Source organism: Bradyrhizobium sp. HKCCYLR20261 (assembly GCF_051168435.1).
Taxonomy (GTDB): Bacteria; Pseudomonadota; Alphaproteobacteria; order Rhizobiales; family Xanthobacteraceae; genus Bradyrhizobium.
This window is the reverse complement of record NZ_JBNPUZ010000006.1, coordinates 492,152-507,671: the sequence shown is the minus strand read 5'-3', so window position 1 is coordinate 507,671 and position 15,520 is coordinate 492,152. Positions and strand designations below refer to the sequence as shown.

14 protein-coding genes are annotated in these 15,520 nt (G+C 65.4%); 4 read left to right on the top strand and 10 right to left on the bottom strand.

Annotated features, from left to right (window positions below):
* Positions 1 to 9: 9 nt before the first annotated feature.
* Both ACQR1L_RS17730 and ACQR1L_RS17725 read right to left on the bottom strand, forming a co-directional pair.
* Positions 10 to 1,539 carry an undecaprenyl-phosphate glucose phosphotransferase gene (locus tag ACQR1L_RS17730; RefSeq protein WP_434859206.1) on the bottom strand — a complete coding sequence of 510 codons (1,530 nt, stop codon included), beginning with the start codon at positions 1,537 to 1,539 and terminating at the stop codon, positions 10 to 12.
* 153 nt (positions 1,540 to 1,692) lie between these two features.
* Positions 1,693 to 2,826 (bottom strand): glycosyltransferase family 4 protein, encoded by a 1,134-nt coding sequence (locus ACQR1L_RS17725; RefSeq protein ID WP_434859205.1) that lies wholly within the window; start codon positions 2,824 to 2,826, stop codon positions 1,693 to 1,695.
* 343 nt (positions 2,827 to 3,169) lie between these two features.
* Here ACQR1L_RS17725 and ACQR1L_RS17720 point away from each other — a divergent pair, with 343 nt between their 5' ends.
* Complete coding sequence (locus ACQR1L_RS17720; protein ID WP_434859204.1) at positions 3,170 to 5,476, top strand: GumC family protein; 2,307 nt, start codon at positions 3,170 to 3,172, stop codon at positions 5,474 to 5,476.
* On the opposite strand, the gene ACQR1L_RS17715 is transcribed toward ACQR1L_RS17720, so the two are convergent.
* A complete protein-coding gene (locus ACQR1L_RS17715; RefSeq protein ID WP_434859203.1) occupies positions 5,473 to 6,699 on the bottom strand; it encodes a GNAT family N-acetyltransferase in 1,227 nt (408 codons plus the stop codon). The two genes, ACQR1L_RS17720 and ACQR1L_RS17715, sit on opposite strands and share 4 nt — an antisense overlap.
* Positions 6,700 to 7,004: 305 nt before the next feature.
* On the opposite strand from ACQR1L_RS17715, the gene ACQR1L_RS17710 reads away from it, so the two are divergent.
* A complete protein-coding gene (locus ACQR1L_RS17710; protein ID WP_434859202.1) occupies positions 7,005 to 8,066 on the top strand; it encodes a polysaccharide deacetylase family protein in 1,062 nt (353 codons plus the stop codon).
* Between the two features lie 13 nt (positions 8,067 to 8,079).
* Here the strand turns inward: ACQR1L_RS17710 and ACQR1L_RS17705 are convergent, their stop codons facing one another.
* Entirely contained in the window at positions 8,080 to 8,298 is a 219-nt protein-coding gene (locus ACQR1L_RS17705) for a DUF2842 domain-containing protein (protein ID WP_434859201.1), read from the bottom strand.
* 102 nt (positions 8,299 to 8,400) lie between these two features.
* On the opposite strand from ACQR1L_RS17705, the gene ACQR1L_RS17700 reads away from it, so the two are divergent.
* A complete protein-coding gene (locus tag ACQR1L_RS17700) occupies positions 8,401 to 9,489 on the top strand; it encodes a COX15/CtaA family protein (protein ID WP_434859200.1) in 1,089 nt (362 codons plus the stop codon).
* Positions 9,490 to 10,291: 802 nt separating this feature from the next.
* On the opposite strand, the gene ACQR1L_RS17695 is transcribed toward ACQR1L_RS17700, so the two are convergent.
* The 3 genes from ACQR1L_RS17695 to ACQR1L_RS17685 form a co-directional block, all read right to left on the bottom strand.
* On the bottom strand, positions 10,292 to 10,699 hold the full coding sequence (locus ACQR1L_RS17695) for a PIN domain-containing protein (RefSeq protein ID WP_434859199.1): 408 nt from the start codon (positions 10,697 to 10,699) through the stop codon (positions 10,292 to 10,294).
* Complete coding sequence (locus ACQR1L_RS17690; protein ID WP_434859198.1) at positions 10,696 to 10,956, bottom strand: antitoxin; 261 nt, start codon at positions 10,954 to 10,956, stop codon at positions 10,696 to 10,698. Before ACQR1L_RS17690 ends, ACQR1L_RS17695 begins: the two co-directional genes overlap by 4 nt.
* Positions 10,957 to 11,040: 84 nt before the next feature.
* On the bottom strand, positions 11,041 to 11,376 hold the full coding sequence (locus tag ACQR1L_RS17685; protein ID WP_434859197.1) for a hypothetical protein: 336 nt from the start codon (positions 11,374 to 11,376) through the stop codon (positions 11,041 to 11,043).
* Between the two features lie 313 nt (positions 11,377 to 11,689).
* Here ACQR1L_RS17685 and ACQR1L_RS17680 point away from each other — a divergent pair, with 313 nt between their 5' ends.
* Positions 11,690 to 11,884 (top strand): hypothetical protein, encoded by a 195-nt coding sequence (locus ACQR1L_RS17680; protein ID WP_434859196.1) that lies wholly within the window; start codon positions 11,690 to 11,692, stop codon positions 11,882 to 11,884.
* Positions 11,885 to 12,314: 430 nt separating this feature from the next.
* On the opposite strand, the gene ACQR1L_RS17675 is transcribed toward ACQR1L_RS17680, so the two are convergent.
* The 3 genes from ACQR1L_RS17675 to ACQR1L_RS17665 form a co-directional block, all read right to left on the bottom strand.
* Entirely contained in the window at positions 12,315 to 13,598 is a 1,284-nt protein-coding gene (locus tag ACQR1L_RS17675; protein WP_434859195.1) for an O-acetylhomoserine aminocarboxypropyltransferase, read from the bottom strand.
* A gap of 228 nt (positions 13,599 to 13,826) precedes the next feature.
* Positions 13,827 to 14,411, bottom strand: coding sequence for a CoA-binding protein (locus ACQR1L_RS17670; protein ID WP_434859194.1), 585 nt, complete (start codon positions 14,409 to 14,411; stop codon positions 13,827 to 13,829).
* A 235-nt stretch (positions 14,412 to 14,646) separates the two neighbouring features.
* Positions 14,647 to 15,471 (bottom strand): enoyl-CoA hydratase, encoded by an 825-nt coding sequence (locus ACQR1L_RS17665; RefSeq protein WP_434859193.1) that lies wholly within the window; start codon positions 15,469 to 15,471, stop codon positions 14,647 to 14,649.
* Positions 15,472 to 15,520: the final 49 nt, after the last annotated feature.

The following is a 15,520-nucleotide window of genomic DNA, read 5'->3' as shown; positions in this document are numbered from 1 at the left end:
TCCCCAAACTCAATAGGCGTTCTCGCTCTTGGTCATCAGCGCCAGCGGCGTCTTCAAGAGGATGTAGAGGTCGAACAGCACGGACCAGTTCTCGATGTAATAGAGGTCGAACTCGACGCGCTTCTGGATCTTCTCCTCGTTGTCGATTTCGCCGCGCCAGCCGTTGATCTGCGCCCATCCGGTGATCCCCGGCTTGACGCGGTGGCGGGCGAAGTAGCCGTCGACGGCCTCGTCGAACATCCGGTTCTGCAGCTTGCCTTGCACGGCATGCGGCCTCGGACCGACGAGCGACAGGTTGCCCTTGAACACGACGTTGAACAGCTGCGGCAGCTCGTCGAGGCTGGTCTTGCGGATGAAGCGGCCCACGCGGGTGACGCGCGGATCGTTCTTGGTGACCACCTTGGAGGCTGTGGGATCGGCCTGGTGATGATAGAGCGAGCGGAACTTGAAGACGTCGATGCGCTCATTGTTGAAGCCGAACCGCTTCTGCCGGAACAGCACCGGCCCGGGACTGTCGAGCTTGATCGCGAGCGCGACCAGCGCCATCACCGGCAGTGCGAGCAGCAGGATCAGGCCGCCGACGAGACGGTCGAACAGCCATTTCATCACCAGGTCCCAGTCGGTGATGGGAGCTTCGAAGACGTCGAGCGTCGGGACCGCGCCGAGATAGGAATAGGAACGCGGGCGAAAGCGCAGTTTGTTTGTGTGAGCCGACAGGCGGATGTCGACCGGCAGCACCCACAGCTTCTTCAGCATGTCCAGGATGCGAGTCTCCGCCGAGATCGGCAGCGCAAACAACACGAGATCGACGCGGGTACGGCGGGCAAATTCGACGATGTCGTCGACCTTGCCGAGCTTCGGCGCGCCGGCGCAGGTCTCGAGCGAGCGGGAATCGTTGCGGTCGTCGAACACGCCGAGGATCTCGATCTCGGAGTCGTCCTGAGCCTTCAAAGCACGAACCAGGTCTTCGCCGCTCTGGTCCGCGCCGACGATGATGGTACGGCGATCCAGCCGCCCCTGTTTGGCCCAGCTGCGGATCAGGCTGCGCAGCACTACGCGGCTTGCGATCAGCGCGCCCAGGCCGACGAAGAAGAAGGCCGCAAGCCACAGGCGCGAGACCTCGCTGCCGATCTTGGCGAAGAACGAGAGGCCGATGAACAGCAGGAAGACGAAGCAGTAGGAGGAGATCATCCGGGTCATCTGCCGCACCTGGGCACGGAAGATCTGAACTTGGTAGATGTCGGCGGCCTGAAAACAGACCACCGCGCTCACCGCCAGCCCGATGATCGCGGCGAGATACTCCCAATGGAAGCCGCTGAGCGGAACCACATACCCGAAATAGACGGCGCTGCCGACAAAGCTCAGCAACGCGAAATCGGTGATCCGGACGATGCCGGCCAGCACGATCGGAGAATAGGCGCGAAGTACCTTCTGGTTGGCGACGGCCAGCGCCGCGGGCGACAGGCGGCGGCGACGTTCAACGGCTGGCTGTCCCGTAGCCGTCGTCGAGGCGGCCGTGGCCGCGGCAGCATCCAACATCGAGCGAGCGTTGATCGGTTCCACAGTCGTACAAGCCCGGATTATGTTTGTTAGTATTTTTGGTCATGTAAGCGCCAATGGCGCCGGAGGAAATTCCCCACCGGCGGGATTAGAGGGCAATTCGGAAGAAACTGTTAGCGTTGGTAAATGACGTCAGGTCTTGGTAAATGCTTCGCGGTAGCTGTCGAGAACGCCCTCGACCATGGCCTTCTGCGAGAAGTGCTGGAAGACGCGCTCCCGCAACGCCTTGGCGCGCAATTGCACCGTCGCCGCATCGGCGATGGCGGCTTCGATCGCGTCCGCAAGCGCCGTGGCGTTGCCCGGCATGAACAGCGACTCGTTGTTCGGGCCGAAGATCTCCGGGATCCCGCCGACCCGGGCCGCAATCATCGGAACGCCGGCGGCTCCGGCTTCGATCACCACATAGGGCATCGAGTCGCCGCGCGACGGAACCACGAGCAGGCGTCCCTTGGAAAAGCCGTCGCGAGCTCTCACGTGCCCGATGAAGCGCACCACGGATGTGAGACCGAGCCGCTCGACCTGGGCCTTCAACCGCGCAGTCTCTTCGCCATCCCCGCCCAGAGTCAGCGTCAACGGCCGGCCACGCGCGTGCAATTGCGCAAGGGCGTCGATCAGCAGATCCGTTCCCTTGATGTGTCTGAATTCCCCGACATAGGCGAGATCGGTCTGGTCGTCCGCGGGCGTCACCGGATCGAACTCGCCGGCGGTGACGCCATTGAAAACGCAATGCACCAGCCCCTGGGGATGGCCGATCATGCGCTCATAGGTGTCGCGGGCAAAGATGCTCTCGAACAGGAACAGGTCCGTCCGGTTCATCAGCGCTCGTTCGAGCCGGCCGTAGAGCGCGCCCTTGAGCGTGTTGCGCGGATAGTGCAGGGAGCCGCCATGCGGCGTGTAGATGCGGATGGTCCCGGACCGGCGCGGCAACATGCGCACGAAGGCGCCGGCCTTGGCGCCATGGCCGTGGAGAACGTCGGGGCTGAGGCTGCGCGCCAACCGGTGAAAATGACGGAGCGCAACGACGTCGGTCGGCCACGGCTCCCGGTGAATGGCGATGCGATGGACGCCGAGAGCCAGACGGGGAGCGATCTGTGCGAGCGCGGCGTCAGCGCGTTCGCCGCCGGTGAGGCTGTCAGCGATGATCCCGACTTGGTGCCCGCGATCGACCTGGCCGTTGGCGAGGTCGAGAATGTGCCGGAAAATGCCGCCGACCGGCGCTCTGACCGCGTGAAGAATCCTCAGAGGCTTGTCCGGCGAAGGCGCCATATCGCACTCGGCCGCATCGGCTGTTTGACCAAGCTCGTGCCAGGCGCTGCTGCGCGAACTGATCTGACGACTGGCGGAGTGAGGAAGCACGGGCGCCTCTCGTCGCTGACTCTTGGTGGCTGTTCACTCGATAAGGGAGTGATGGTTAACAAAGTCTGACGTGGCGGCTGCGCGCTGCGACATTGTGACGATCTGGCGCAAAACGTCTCCTGATAAGATGGGCGAGAGGCGGTAATGATCCTCAACTGGCTGCAAGTCCGGGATTAACCCGTCAGCAACCTTAATGGAGTGTAATCCTACCACGTAGGGTGGCGGCGTGGCGTTGGTCTCGCGGGAGTGGATGATGCGGTTGGCGTTCTGGCGTGCCGGCAAGAAGCAGCAGGTTGACGAAGCGTCGGCCCGTCCGGTCGTGAGCGTGCCGGCTTCGGCCGAGCCTGATGCGTCGGGCGATCTGGATATCAGACTGATCGGTCGCGCATTGGCGCGGAAGCGTGTTTTCATTGTCCTGCCGACGCTGCTCGCCTTGGGCCTCGCGGTTGCGGCCGTCAACATGATCACGCCGCGCTACAAGTCCGAGGCGCGCATCCTGATCGACGGCCGCGAGAACGTGTTCGTGCGCCCGAATGGCGAGCGCACCGAGGAGCGGACGGCGCTGGATCCCGAGGCGGTCACCAGTCAGGTGCAACTGGTGCTGTCGCGCGATCTGGCTCGGGACATCATCCGCAAGAACAAGCTCGGCGAGCTGCCGGAGTTCGATTCCGTGCTGCGCGGCGTGTCGCCGCTGAAGTCGGTCGCCGCGATGATGGGGCTGGTCCGGGATCCGCTCGCGATGACGCCGGAAGAGCGCGTGATGGATGCCTATTACGAGCGTTTGACGGTTTATGCGGTGGATAAATCTCGCGTGCTCGTCGTCGAATTCCAGTCGCAGGATCCTGCGCTCGCCGCGCAGGTGGCCAACGCGATCGCGGACGGATATCTCGTCCTGCAGCAGAATGCCCGCCAGGCGCAGGCGAAATCGGCGAGCCAGTGGCTTGCCGGAGAGATCCAGAGCCTGCGCAAGAAGGTGGAGGAGGCGGAGTCCCGCGTCGAGGACTTCCGGTCCAAGTCGAACTCGTTCATGGGCACCAACAACACCTCATTGTCCAACCAGCAGATGGGCGAGGTCAACACCCAGCTGAACAATGCCCGGGCGCTGAAGTCCGATGCCGAGACCAAGGCGCGGCTGATCCGGGAGATGCTGCAGAGCGGTCAGCCGATCGAAGCCTCCGAGGTGCTCAATTCCGAGCTGATGCGGCGGCTGTCCGAGCAGCGCGTGAACCTGCGCGCCCAGCTTGCCGAGCAGTCGTCGACGCTGCTCGACAACCACCCGCGCATCAAGGAGCTCAAGGCCCAACTGGCGGATCTCGATCGCCAGATTCGCGACGAGGCGGGGAAGATTTCGCGCTCGCTCGACAGCGACGCCCGCATCGCCGAGGGGCGGGTGCAGATGCTGACCCAGAGCCTCGATCAGGCGAAGAAGCAGGCGTCCTCCACCAACAGCCAGGATGTCCAGCTGCGGGCGCTGGAGCGGGATGCGAAGGCGCAGCGCGACCTCCTCGAATCGTATCTCGCCAAGTATCGCGAGGCCGACACCCGCGTGTCGCTCGACACGCCGCCGGCGGAGGGGCGGATCATTTCGCGGGCGGTGGTGTCCAACACGCCGGCCTATCCGAAGAAGCTGCCGATCGTGCTGATCGCGACGCTGGCGACCTTGATGCTGACCTCGGGTGTGGTGATCACCGGTGAGCTGCTGCGCCTGACCGCGCCGCGCACGGCGGCCAGCACGCAGATGACGACCGTGGTCCTCACCGCCGCGCCGATGGCCCGCGTCGAGCCGGTGATGGCCGCGCCAGCCGTTTCGGCGAGGCCCGCGCCGACCGTGGTCGAGTCCGTCGCGGTGGCGTCGCCTGCCATCACTCAAACTCCTCCTCCTCTTGCACCCGTGTCCGAGGCGACGGCAGCCGCCGCAGCGTCGCCGATTCCGGCACCGGCCGCTCCGCCGCCGCCCCTGGGCGAGCTCGCGCAGCTCGCTGCTGATCTCGTCGCCGCGGGCGAGGCGGCCCGCAAGGTCACCGTGCTCGGCACGGCTGGCGCCACCGGTGTCACCACCACCGCGCTGTCGCTCGCCCGCGACATGGCCCCACAGGCCCGCGTCGTGCTGGTCGATCTCGCCGGCAGCCCGCAGCTGCTCGCCGGCCTCTCGGTCGACCCGGCGGCGCCGGGGCTGATCGAGCTGATGCTGGGCGAGGCGTCGTTCTCGTCCATCATCACCAAGGACCAGGCCTCGCGGCTGCACCTGGTCAATGCCGGCCGTCCCGGCGCCGACCGCAACCAGCTGCAATCGCCGCGGCTGTCGCTCGCGATCGACGCGCTGCTGCGCGTCTACGACCACGTGCTGCTCGACGCCGGCAATGCCTCCGACCTGCCGGCCGAGCTGCTGACGACAGGCGCGCGCGCTGTCGTCGTGCCCGATCCGGCCATGCCTGCCGAGGCGCGCAGCCAGATGAGCGAGCAGCTGCGCGAGGTCGGCTTTGCGGCCGTCACCATGCTGAACGCGCCGGTCGACAGCGCCAACCGCAATCAGCCAGGCCGCCGCGGCGTCGCCGCCTAGTCCTCGGTCTTGGCCTCGCTTTGAGGCGCGCCGCCGCGTCCCTGCATCGCGCCGCGCAGGCGCTGCGCGAGGCGGAACAGGGCAGGGCTGTGCTTGACGGCATGCTTGGCCCGCCCGAGCGCGGCCATGCTGCTCGCGGCCAGACGGCCGCGCGCGGTGAGCGGGACATAGCTGTCGAAGATCGGCTCGTCGTCCTTGCAGAACATCCGCTTGTAGTCGTCAGAGCCGATGCCGAGATCGAGCGCGCGGAAATCCTGTTGCGCGTAGTGATCGATGATCGACCGCATCAGGATCAGCCCGGGGCTCCAGCGCGCGTTCTCCGACAGTGTGTAGGTGTTGAACATCATCGAGAAGCGTGCGCCGTCGGCGACGCCCGCGAACATCGCGATGATCTCGGCGTCGCAGCGCAGTGCGTGGATCTCGATCGCGCGGTGGCCGCAGCCGAGCTGCGCCATGCAGGCGTTGCGAATGAAGGCCTCGATGCCGGGCTCGGCGAACACGTTCGGCAGTTTCTGCTCGGCCATGCGGACCGGCTTGATGCGAAAGAACCAGTCGAGCAATTCACCGATTTCGGCGTCGTTGCGCGCGATCATGTAGCGATAGCCGGGCAGCGCCTGCAGCTTCTTTTCCTTGCTCTTGAGGCGCTTGCGAAACGAGTTCGACAGCAGGGCGGTCGGCGCCGCTCCCGGCGGCATCAGCAGCACGGGACAGTCGTTCACCGAGGGCTGATGCGGCCATTTCGCGAGGGGATTGGCGAGGTCGCGCCAGCGTTTCGGCTGCTGCGTGAAGGCGAGGACGTCGGCGCCGCCGTGCTTGCGCAGGCTCGCCAGCACGACGTCGAGATCGGCGGCACTCGCGCGCGCGGCGAAGTCGCGGTCCAGGAGCGGCATGTTGAAGGTGCTGTGCTTGCCGCCCATGAAGGAGGCGACGCGAACCCCGAAGACCTGGCGCAGGGCGAGCGGCAGCAGCATCAGGGGGCGCTTCTCGGCATCGCGGGCGATGACGATGAAGGGCGTTGCACGCTCGTGGACGCCGACCTCACGTTGCCAGGCGGCCAGCAGATCGAAGCGTTGATAGGGCGTTGCGAGGTTGTCGGAGACTTCGAGTGCGCGCCAGACCGGCTCGGCCTGAGCGAGATCGGAGATGACCTCGATCAGCGCAATGCCCGACATCGGCCGATGCGCCTGCGCCGTCCGGCTCTCGATCACGGCGGCCATGGTCATCGCGCAGCTCGCGTTGTCTCGGATGATATTTTGGAATTTTGTTGCTTGGCGTCGGCCGACCCTCGCAAAGAAGTCTCAACAAAAGGTAATGGCAATGGTCGCGTCCCAAATCGGGAAAGACGGGCAGTAAACAAAGACGGGCAGCAAAGATGTGTTCAAACCGGTTTCCGGCACCCGATCTTAAGAGGGAATGTTCTTAAAAATCATGTGGCGGTGATCATGACGCGATCGCGCCATGGTCTGTCAGCATCAGGTGGGCACGGACGGCTTCGTTTCAAGTCGGTTTTTGGAAAGGGGCGCGGGAATTGTCGTCGGACAACAGCTGGCTGCGGAGCGCCCGGCTCGAACTGGCCTATTTCAGCGGCCGCGCGCTAATCGCCTCGCGTGCCACGGGTGGGGCCGGCGCCATCCTGCGGTTCGAGCGCGTGCGGCCGCGCCGCAAGGGCGCGTTTCAACCGCTCAAGCAGATCGAGATCACGCCGGCCTTCCTCGACCAGGTGATCCGCGCGCTGAAGCGATGGGGCTATGACATCGTCTCGCTCGACGAGGCCTGTCATCGCTCGGTCCGGCTGCCTGAAAGTCGGCGCTTTGCCTGCCTGACGTTCGACGGCGCGTCGAAAGATATGATCACGCATGCCTATCCTGTGCTGGCCCGCCACGGCGTGCCGTTCGCGGTGTATGTGCCCACGGCTTTTCCCGATGGCCTCGGCGAGGCGTGGTGGCTGGCGCTCGAGGCGGTGATCGCGCGCGAGGCCCGCATCAATCTGGTCATCGATCATCGCGAGCAGCGCTTCTCCGTGTTCAAGGCGGCCGAGAAATACGAGCTGTTCGCCTATCTCTTCGGCTGGCTGCGCAAGCTGCCGCCCGCGGAGCTGTCGGTCGCGATTCGCGATCTCTGCTCGCGCCATTCGGTGGACCTCGCCGCGCTGAGCCGTGAGGCGTCGATGGATTGGGCCGACATCGCGAGGCTGGCTGCCGATCCCAACGTCACGATCGGCAGCGCCACCGTGAATTTCCCCGTGCTGGCCCATCTCCGCGACGCCGACGCGCAGCGCGAGATCGCGATGGGCAAGGCGGTGCTGGAAACGGCGCTGCGCCGGCCGGTCCGGCACATGGCGTACCCGTTCGGTGACCCCCAGTCGTTCCGCCGCGGCGACGCCGTGCTGGCGGAGCAGGCGGGCTTCGTCAGCGCCGCCACGGCGGTCGGCGGCGTGGTGCAGAGCGAAGGGCGCACCCATCTGCATACGCTGCCGCGGATCGCCTGGGATGGCCGCTCGCGATCGCTGCGGGTGTTGAAGGTGCTGATGGCCGGGGTGACCCTGCCGCGACAAAAATTCGCGCCTCGGCCTGCGCTCGACCTCGGCTGATCAGCCCGGTCGATCAGCTTTCCCGCGCCGGATCGGGACGCAGCATCCAGCTCACGATCGGCATCGCCGGCAGCACCCAGCCCATGCCGACGACGACGTAATACACCGCCTGCATCCAGCCGGAATTGGCGATCAGGGGGAATTGGGCCAGCACCATGCCCATCATCGACCAGGCGAAGGCGAGCAGCAGCAGCGCCAGGGCGCCGATCAGTTTGCGGGTGCGGATCGTCATGACGGGAATGTCAGCCTGCGTTGGGGGCGGCGCGGCTTGCGCGCGAATTCACTGGGATTATAAGGGCCTGACAGCTTAGGTTCAATCGAGCGTTCAACCTCCATGACCACGGTTCCCGTTACCCGAGACACCGCCGCGATCCGCATCTGGCTCACCGTCGTGGCCGGCCTGATCGCGCTGATGGTGCTGGTCGGCGGCGCGACGCGGCTGACCGAATCCGGGCTCTCGATCGTCGAATGGAAGCCGGTCACCGGCACCTTGCCGCCGCTCTCGGAGCAGGCCTGGACCGAGGCCTTCGAGGCCTACAAGCAGATCCCGCAATACCGGCAGATGAATGCCGGCATGACGCTGCGCGAGTTCAAGACTATCTTCTGGTGGGAGTGGGGCCATCGGCTGCTCGGCCGCGTCATCGGCATGGTCTATCTGCTGCCGTTCCTGTGGTTCCTGTGGCGCGGCGCCGTGTCCGGGCCGCTCGGCCGCCGTCTCTGGCTGATCTTCGGCCTCGGCGCGCTGCAGGGCGCGGTCGGCTGGTGGATGGTGGCCTCGGGCCTGACCGAGCGCACCGAGGTGGCGCCGGTCCGTCTCGCGACGCATCTGTCGCTGGCGCTTCTGATCTTCGCGTCGATCGTCTGGACATTGCGGCGGCTCAAGCCGCGCGACGAGATCGAGGTGCCGGCACGGCTGCGGCTGACGGCCTGGGTGCTGGTCGGCGTCACCTTCGTGCAGCTCTATCTCGGCGCGCTGGTCGCAGGCTTGCGCGCAGGCCTTGTCTACAACACTTGGCCCGAGATCGACGGCGCCCTGATCCCCAAGGCGGCCAATCTGTGGGCCCATTCGCCGTGGTGGTTCAACCTGTTCGAGAACCACCTGACGGTGCAGTTCATGCATCGCATGACCGCCTACGCGCTGCTGGCGCTGGCGGCGTGGCACGCCTTCGACGTGATGCGCGCGGGCGCCGGCCGCGCCGTGGTGCGCGGCGCGCACCGGCTGCTCGCGGCGATCCTGGTGCAGGCGGTGCTGGGCATCGCGACGCTCCTGATGGTGGTGCCGATCTCGCTGGCGCTGCTGCATCAGGGCACGGCGCTCATCGTGCTGACGTTTGCGGTGCTGCAGGCCGAACGGATGTCGCCGCGGCGGGTGGCTGCGGTCGAAGTGCCGCAGGCGGCGGTAGCCGCGGGGCAGGCGGGGTAAAGTCTCTCCTCCGTCATTGCGAGCGAAGCGAAGCAATCCAGAGTCCCGCCCACGACTCTGGATTGCTTCGTCGCTGCGCTCCTCGCAATGACGTGGAGATGCCAGTGCACTTCACCTTCGCCCTCGTTCGCGCTCGTGCTACCATCTCCGTGTCATCGCCCGGCTTGACCGGGCGATCCAGTATCCCAGAGACGGTCGTGAGTCCTCGATGGGCCGCGGCGTACAGGATCCCCGCTTTCGCGGGGATGACGACTGAGTATGGCGCGCGGTCATTCGCCCTCAACGAACATTTCAAAAGACAAACGCTCTCAATCTCGCGCGCCGATGACGCCGAGTCATGCCGATCGTTTCACCCTCGAAACACGCGAGGGCGCAGGGAAGGCCGGATGCCTGGCCGGCACCCATGGCCCGCGTGCAACAAAAAAAGCACGCGGCGGTCACCACAGGTACGGCCTGGTAACACCCGGCCTTCCCTGCGCGATGGTTTTAACGCTTATACGCGATCTCCCCGGGGATCGGCTGTCTTGCCCCCGTCACCTCGCGTGATGCGTGAGCACCGCCACGAGACTTGACGCCAGCGTCGAGGCGCCAGGACCACGCGATTTCGCAGTCCATGACAGGCCGCTCGTCCGCGCCAGCTTTCGCCCGCGCACGGCCCGCCACATCCACCGCATTCCATGCCCTACGCAACTGGACGATCCGGAAGCGCCCCTCGGCTGGGCAGGAATGAATGCAGCATATGCTGATTTTTCGAAGTTTGCAATGGCAAAACAGAAGTTTCGGGGCGGCCCGGCAGCGGACTTCAGGCGGCCCAGTTCACCACGAGCAGTCCCGGCACTCGCTCGAATTCGCGTGTATTTTGCGTGATCAGTGCCGCATTGCGGCGGCGGGCCTGCGCCGCGATCAGGCAGTCGAAAGGTCCAATCGGAACGCCGGCTCTTTCTAGGCCCGCACGAATATCGCCAGCATGGTCGGCGTCCTCCGCCTCGAACGACAGCACATCGATGCCGAGTTCGAGAAAACGCTGCAACAGCCGCTCGTTCTCAACGGAGCGAGTGCTCTTGGCTATCACGTAACGAAGCTCGAACAGTGCTACGACTGATAGTCCGATCGGCGTCCCCGAGCGCATCTGTTCGCCAAGCCTGTGACGCAAAGTCGGGTTGCGGCCGCTGATCATCCCGATCACGATGTTGGCGTCGAGGCAGATCAATCGTCGAAGAAGCTGCGCGGGTCGGGTTCGAGTGGCGGATCATCGGGCATACCGCCGGGAAGAAACTCACGCGCTCCCAGGGCGTCCAGTTCGGACCAGAACCGGTCGAGATCGACTGGCGCCTTCGCAACCGGCTCCAGGATGACCTTGTCGCCGACTTTGCTGACGAGGACCTCGGTTCCTTCGAAACGAAACTCCTTTGGAAGCCTCACGGCCTGGCTGCGGCCATGCATGAAGAGCTTGGCAGTGGAGGTCACCGACGACTCCCATCAACGATAGATACCAATGGTATATATCATTGAGCAGGGTTCGGCTCGTCAAGGCGACGCCGTCATTGGCGCTCAGCAATACCCCGTCACGCCGCATGCGTAAGGCAACCGGAACATGTAGTTCGTGTAGCCTTCGCCGCCGTAATACGGGCCCTGGTAGTCATACGAGAACGCGCGGCCGTAATAGCCGGGGAGTTCCTGGCGGCCGAGCAGCAGCGGGGTGGACGGCAGCATCGGGGAGATCAGCGAGTCCTGGTCCTTGACGACGACGACCGGCGGCGGGGCCTTGGCGGCGCGGCGGGCCTTGTAGTGGACGACCTTGTCGTGGATGCCAGGCAGGTCGGCAGCGAGCACGACGCCATTCGCGGCGGTGGCTGCCAGCAGCATCATGATGACCAACATACGCATTCTGCTCTCCAGCCTTCTGAACACATCAAGTCTCGCGCTGCCGCCGTGGCCGGCGCCCGCGACGTCGGGTGCCGCGCGATTCCATGGACGGTAGGATGGGGCTTTTATGGTTAACGAAAACTTTCCCGGCTCGAATCCGGGCTGCAATCGCCCGTAGAAGGACGGGCTTTTTCAGCTTCTGTTAACATCTGCTGGTGCAAGTTTACGGCCGCCGGCGATTTTGAAGGCTGGCGGAACGAAGGGCCGGAGGTCCGCGTTCGGGACAGAATCTCTGCTGCATTTCATCAGAGTCTCAGACCAGAAGGTTTCGAGCATGTCGGTGATCCCGTTTTGCGCGTCGGCGCGCCAACATTCGCAATCACGGACAGGCTCATTCCATACCGATCATGCTGCCATCGATGAGGACGGAGCCTGCCTGCGGGCGCTGGCGGTCAGCCGGCAGATCGCGGCGACGGCGCTGCCGCTCGCGGGGCAGATGCATGCGCGGATGCTGCACCAGATGACATGAGGCGATGAGTTAACGAGGGCGCGGTTCGAGAAGCCGGCAACGGCCCGACCGTGGGACGAAGGAGAGCGCGGAAGCCCAGGGGGGCTGCCCGCGCTCTCTTTGTTTTTGGGCGAAGCTCTCGCGCGTTAGCGCCAGTGTGGCCCGATGGTGGACGTTGCGGGAGCGGTGGCCTCATGGTTCGAGACGCGCCAAGAGGCGCTCCTCACCATGAGGGTCGAAAGCGGGGCGGCACTGCACCCCCGACCATGAACACGCCGAGAGGCGTGTTCATTGAGAGGCCCCCGGTCGGAGGGCTGAGATTTGCAACGTCGCCGCAAACTCGGACCTCGTCCTGAGGAGCCCGCCGGAGGCGGGCGTCTCGAAGGACGACCGCAAGCGCTGGTGACAGACGCTTGCGGCGCATACGTCAGTTCAACGCGTGGTTCGCTGCTTACGCGTTCAGCGCCTGCTCGAGGTCGGCGATTAGGTCTTCCTTGTCCTCGATGCCGACGGAGATGCGGACGATGTCCGGGCCGGCGCCGGCCTTGATCTTGGAGGCGTCGTCGAGCTGGCTGTGCGTCGTCGAGGCGGGGTGAATCACCAGCGAGCGGGTATCGCCGACATTGGCGAGATGCGAGAACAGCTTCAAATTCGACACCAGCTTGACGCCGGCGTCATAGCCGCCCTTGAGCGAGAAGGTGAACACGGCACCGGCGCCCTTCGGCGAATATTTGCGGGCGAGCGCGTGGTACTTGTCCTCGGGCAGGCCGGCATAGCTGACGGAGGCGACCGCCGGATGCTTGCTGAGATATTCGGCGACCGCCTTGGCATTGTCGCTGTGCTTCTGCACGCGCAGCGGCAAGGTCTCGATGCCGGTGAGGATCAGGAACGCGTTGAACGGCGACAGCGCCGGACCCAAATCGCGCAGGCCGAGCACGCGGCAGGCGATCGCGAAGGCGAAATTGCCGAACGTCTCGTGGATGCGGATGCCGTGATATTCGGGACGGGGCTGCGTCAGCATCGGATATTTATCGCCGCTGCCGGCCCAGTCGAAGGTGCCGGCATCGACGATGATGCCGCCGATCGAGTTGCCGTGGCCGCCGAGGAACTTGGTCAGCGAGTGCAGCACGATGTCGGCGCCGTGGTCGATCGGGCGGATCAGATAGGGCGAGGCCAAGGTATTGTCGACGATCAGCGGCACGCCCGCCTTGCGCGCGACCTGCGCGATCGCCTCGATGTCGGTGATGGTGCCGCCGGGATTGGCGATCGACTCGATGAAGATCGCCTTGGTGCGCGGGCTCACCGCGGCCTCGAAGCTCGCGACGTCATCGGTGTCGGCCCACACCACGTTCCAGCCGAAGCTCTTGAACGAATGCGTGAACTGGTTGATCGAGCCGCCATAGAGCTTGCGCGCGGCGATGAACTCGTCGCCGGGCGACAGCAGCTGCTGCAGCGCCACGACCTGCGCGGCATGGCCCGAGGCGACGGCAAGCGCGGCGGTGCCGCCCTCGAGTGCGGCGACGCGCTCCTCGAGTACGGCATTGGTCGGGTTGCCGATGCGGGTGTAGATGTTGCCGAACGCCTGCAGGCCGAACAGCGAGGCGGCGTGGTCGGCGTCGTTGAAGACGAACGACGTGGTCTGATAGATCGGCGTCGCCCGCGCGCCGGTGGTCGGGTCGGGCTGGGCGCCGGCATGAATGGCGAGGGTGGCGAATCCGGGGGCACGTTCGGTCATGGTGTTTCCTCGTGGGCTTGGATCCCGCGCGCGGCGGCGCCGGCCGGCGCGGGGATCGATGATGGGAGACGGTGTCGATAGCGCGTCGTCGTGCGCCTCCGCGTCATCCCGGCGGAGGACATTTGCCAGCGGCCGGGATGCCGTCAAGGCGGCAGGCGATGTCATCTCCGATTTGGAATGCGTTGCTGTGTCGCGCGGCGGTCGCGACACGTTCCTTTCGCAGATGCGTCAGGTCGGATCGCTTCTATCCTTCGCGGCGCGGTCGGCCGCCGTCGTGGCGCCGCCGCCGACGCTGGTGCGGTTCAGCGACAGCCGCATGCCTTGCGTGGGGATCGGCGCGCGCTTGGCGCTGATGGTGCGGGAGTTGACGCCCATCCAGGAGATCTCCGACGATAGACGGCCATATTCTATCTTGGGACAGCGGTTCATGACCACCTTCATGCCGGCCGCCTCGGCCTTCTCCGCCGCGGCATCGTCGCGTGCGCCGAGCTGCATCCAGATCACCTTCGGCAAGGGCTGAAGCTTCAGCGCCTCGTCGACCACGGGCATGATGTGCTGGGAGCTTCTGAAAATGTCGACCATGTCGAGCGGGCGGCCGATGTCGGCGAGCGAGGCGACGAACGGGCGGCCCATCAGGCTCTTGCCGACATGGCCGGGGTTCACCGGAATCATGTCGTAGCCGCGCTGCACCAGATATTTGAAGGCGAAGAAGCTCGGCCGGATCTCGGACGGCGAGGCGCCGACCATCGCGATCACCTTCACGCCGTTGAGGATGCCGCGGATGTAGTCGTCGGGATAGGTGTCGTGATTCATGATGGACGCAATCTGTTAGTTGCCGTCATTCCGGGGCGCCCGTAAGGGCGAGCCCGGAATCCATAGCCACGATCGGGAGTATGGATTCCGGGCTCGCGCTCCGCGCGCCCCGGAATGACGAAGTCACTGAGACCGTCATTGCGAGGAGCGAAGCGACGAAGCAATCCAGGGGCTCGGGCGGGACTCTGGATTGCCGCGCTTCGCTCGCAATGACGTGGAGAGAGCGGGGCGGGTCTCACTCATCCCGCCACGTGGGAGTCCGCTTTTCGATGAAGGCGCCGATGCCTTCTTCCGCGTCGCGGGCGAGCATGTTTTCGGTCATCACCTCTGCCGCATAACGATAGGCGTCGGCAAGGTTCATCTCGGCCTGGCGGTAGAACGCCTCCTTGCCGAGCTTGATCGTATGCGCGGATTTGCGCGCGACTTGTTGTGCCAGCGCAATCGCGGTGTCGCGTTCCGTGCCGGGCGTCACCACGCGGTTGATCAGGCCGATCTCGCGGGCGCGCAGCGCCGGAACCGGCTCGCCGGTCAGCAGCATCTCCATGGCTTGCTTGCGCGTGATGTTGCGCGACAGCGCCACCATCGGCGTCGAGCAGAACAGGCCGATATCGACGCCGGGCGTCGCGAAGGAGGCGCGCTCGGAGGCAACGGCGAGATCGCAGCTTGCGACCAGTTGGCAGCCGGCGGCGGTGGCGATGCCCTGCACCGAGGCGATCACGGGCTTCGGCAGCTGCACGATCGCCTGCATCATCGCGCTGCAGGCATTCATCAGCCCGGCGAAGAAGGCGCGGCCGCGATCGGCATCGGCCCTGCGGGCGGTGAGCTCCTTCAGGTCGTGGCCGGCACAGAAGGCCGGACCATTGGCGGCGATCACGACGGCGCGCACCGCCTTGTCGGCACCGATCTCGGCGAGCGCCCGATGCAATTCGGCGATGAGCGCCTCCGACAGGCTGTTGCGTTGCGCTGGCCGGTTCAAGGTCAGCACCGCGACGGTGCCGGCCATCTCGTCGCGCAACAGGATCGGTGCGTCGGCAGCATGAGCGAGGGCAGGGGCGGACATTCCGATTTCTCTTTGGCGTTTCCATATGGGCGCGTGTTGGCGGCTAATG

Bases quoted from the DNA above. Each gene is read 5' to 3' on its own strand.
- ACQR1L_RS17730 (WP_434859206.1), bottom strand. From the start codon at position 1,539: ATGTTGGATGCTGCCGCGGCCACGGCCGCCTCGACGACGGCTACGGGA.
- ACQR1L_RS17725 (WP_434859205.1), bottom strand. From the start codon at position 2,826: ATGGCGCCTTCGCCGGACAAGCCTCTGAGGATTCTTCACGCGGTCAGA.
- ACQR1L_RS17720 (WP_434859204.1), top strand. From the start codon at position 3,170: ATGCGGTTGGCGTTCTGGCGTGCCGGCAAGAAGCAGCAGGTTGACGAA.
- ACQR1L_RS17715 (WP_434859203.1), bottom strand. From the start codon at position 6,699: ATGACCATGGCCGCCGTGATCGAGAGCCGGACGGCGCAGGCGCATCGG.
- ACQR1L_RS17705 (WP_434859201.1), bottom strand. From the start codon at position 8,298: ATGACGATCCGCACCCGCAAACTGATCGGCGCCCTGGCGCTGCTGCTG.
- ACQR1L_RS17700 (WP_434859200.1), top strand. From the start codon at position 8,401: ATGACCACGGTTCCCGTTACCCGAGACACCGCCGCGATCCGCATCTGG.
- ACQR1L_RS17685 (WP_434859197.1), bottom strand. From the start codon at position 11,376: ATGCGTATGTTGGTCATCATGATGCTGCTGGCAGCCACCGCCGCGAAT.
- ACQR1L_RS17680 (WP_434859196.1), top strand. From the start codon at position 11,690: ATGTCGGTGATCCCGTTTTGCGCGTCGGCGCGCCAACATTCGCAATCA.
- ACQR1L_RS17675 (WP_434859195.1), bottom strand. From the start codon at position 13,598: ATGACCGAACGTGCCCCCGGATTCGCCACCCTCGCCATTCATGCCGGC.
- ACQR1L_RS17670 (WP_434859194.1), bottom strand. From the start codon at position 14,411: ATGAATCACGACACCTATCCCGACGACTACATCCGCGGCATCCTCAAC.
- ACQR1L_RS17665 (WP_434859193.1), bottom strand. From the start codon at position 15,471: ATGTCCGCCCCTGCCCTCGCTCATGCTGCCGACGCACCGATCCTGTTG.